The sequence below is a fragment of the Limnospira sp. PMC 289.06 genome, from assembly GCF_032350395.1.
In the GTDB taxonomy this organism is placed as follows: Bacteria; Cyanobacteriota; Cyanobacteriia; order Cyanobacteriales; family Microcoleaceae; genus Limnospira; species Limnospira platensis.
Window position 1 is genome coordinate 1 of sequence record NZ_JARPLC010000247.1, and the last position, 2621, is coordinate 2621.

Sequence of the window (2621 nt, forward strand, 5' to 3'; positions counted from 1 at the left end):
ACTAGGAGGTTATTTCAGGCATTGCAGCCTTATTTGACTCCTAAACGTCTCGCACTTCTCGCTTATTATACCATATTGCCCTAAAATATTAACCTAATTTGAGATTAAATCATGCTCTCTACTGAAATGGGTCACGACTCCACTCAGCAAATTGTTTTGTGACCTTGAGCTCCCTGCCTTGCTTGGAAGGTCATGTCCAAGCGTTGGGACATATAAACAGTTATGAGGATGGCCATCAGCTCGCTTCTTATATCCAACCAAGGGGTTGGAGTCCCCACTAGGCAGTTATTTCGGGCATTGCAGCCCTATTTGATGCCTAAACGTCTCGCACTGAGATCATGATCACAATTAGCCTTTCACCTGCTACTACTTTGATGGCTGGCTAATTGGAACTGCGAGGGTAAAGCTGCATCAACTTCTGCACCTGTTCAGCATGGTAGGAACTACGAGTCAGGGGAGAAGCGACAATTTGTAAGAACCCTAGAGACTCCCCGTAGGCTTTCCAAGTCGCAAATTGTTCCGGGGGAATAAAATCAGCTACAGCCAGATGCTTAGAACTCGGTTGCAGGTATTGTCCTAGGGTCAGGATATCGCAGTCAACCTCTCGCAGATCTACCATGGCTTGGCGGATTTCTGCATCGGTTTCACCTAATCCTACCATTAACCCAGATTTGGTATATAACCACGGGGCGATTTGTCGCGATCGCCTTAATAATTCTAAACTACGGTGATAGTCACCCTGGGGACGAACCCGCCGATATAATCGTTGGACAGTTTCAGTATTATGGTTGAGGACTTCTGGTTTAGCCTGTAGAATGGTCTCTAGGGCTTCCCAATTGCCACACAGGTCTGGGATTAATACCTCTATGGTAGTTTTGGGAGATAGCGATCGTACCGATTCAATACAGCGGACAAATTGAGATGCTCCCCCATCAGGTAAATCATCCCGGTTCACCGACGTAATCACCAGATGATTTAACTGCATCCGTCGCACCGCCTCAGCCAATCTTTCCGGTTCTGTCCGATCAAGAGCCTGTGGTTTTTTCTCAAAGTCAATATCACAATAGGGACAGGCGCGGGTACAAGCCGGACCCATAATCAAAAATGTAGCCGTCCCCGCGTTGAAGCATTCCCCAATATTCGGACAGGAAGCCTCTTCACAGACAGTATTTAATCCCAGATCCCGCAGGATCCCTTTAACGTTCCCAACGCGCTCGAACTGGGGCGCTTTAACTCTCAACCAATCGGGTTTAGATACCATAGTAGCTCATGATATGTTTAGCTTGATTTTAGCCAATTAGTTCAATTAGTGGTCGAGATAGACCTCACGGTCTACCCCTCCCATTCAGAACCGTGCATGAAAGTTTTCCCTTCAGACGGCTCCTAGTTTGATTGCTTCTTTTGTTAAGAACACAGCTTTGCGTCATCTAATGCCGTCTTATTGTCGCGGGTGTGGCGGTGTAGCAGTTGAAGATTTTTGTATTCATCCTTTCCACCGTGGCTTCTAGGTACAATGTGGTCTACTTCAACTAAGTCTGATGGGGTAAAGTATTGCCCGCACCAGGTACACTTGCCTTTTTGCTTTTTGAGTAGTTTTGCTACCCTATTTGGTGTGTCAATTGCTTGTCCTTTTCTGGTTGCCCAGTAAGTCCAGTTTCCGTCATCAAGTGTTGCGTCTGGGCGTATTAGGGTGTGTCTGACAATCGGAGTCCAATTGTGTTTCCATAACTGAAATCCATCCTTGGTCTTGAATAACCAAGTTTCATACCTTTCTTTCCTATTGCTAAGTTTAACCGTTCCGTGACTGAAATAGTTTCTTAGCTTTTCATGTAGGTTTGCCCTTCCGCATCTTCAAACTGTCCATGCTCTTAACATTTCCCAGACTATATGGTCTAGTTTATTGAAGGCTTCTGTTGAAACTACCCCTGAATAGTAGTTTGACCAACCTCGTATTATTGGGTTTAGTCTGCTTATCAGGGCTGATTGAGGTGCTGTTTTATGCTTCCTGATTACACCTTTAATCACTTCTGTGTGAGCTTTAACTGCCTTATTGCTGGGTTTAATGTGGGTTTTGTGTCCGATTAATCGGCTCGCCGCTCCACCTGTTTTCCCGGATTGATATTTTCCTATAGGGTATTGCCTGATGTTGAATCCTAGAAAATCAAACCCTGGTTCCTCTGTTTTACCTTCGTACTCAATGGGATTGAGTGTATGGCATATTCGAGTCTTTTCGGGTTTAATTTTTAGTCCTACAGGTTTTAACCATTCGGAAATAGCAGTTTTGCACTGTTCAATGATTTCTAGGTCTTTGGATATGACCACAAAATCATCGGCATATCTTATAAAGTTTACCTGAGTGGCTGTGCCTTTATTTGGATACATTCCTTTAACTAGCCTTTCCATTCCCAACAGTGCGATGTTGGCGAGTATTGGACTTATTACCCCTCCTTGAGGTGTCCCTGTTTCTGTATCCTCGAATACACCGTTATCTAGCACACCCGCTTTGAGCCATTGTTTCAAGTCTCTTTTCAGGCTGCTTGGACAATGAATTTTGGAAAGTAGATAATCATGGTTCACGGTAAGAGCATTTCGCTATATGTTAGGGGTCGAGAATGGAGTCA

Annotated in this window: 1 protein-coding gene and 1 pseudogene; both read right to left on the bottom strand. The window is 44.6% G+C overall.

Features of this window, described 5'->3' with window-relative positions:
* Positions 1 to 382 precede the first annotated feature (382 nt).
* Entirely contained in the window at positions 383 to 1261 is an 879-nt protein-coding gene (gene lipA / locus P5674_RS24095; RefSeq protein ID WP_006615955.1) for a lipoyl synthase, read from the bottom strand.
* Between the two features lie 143 nt (positions 1262 to 1404).
* Positions 1405 to 2577: pseudogene (locus P5674_RS24100) on the bottom strand (group II intron reverse transcriptase).
* Positions 2578 to 2621: the final 44 nt, after the last annotated feature.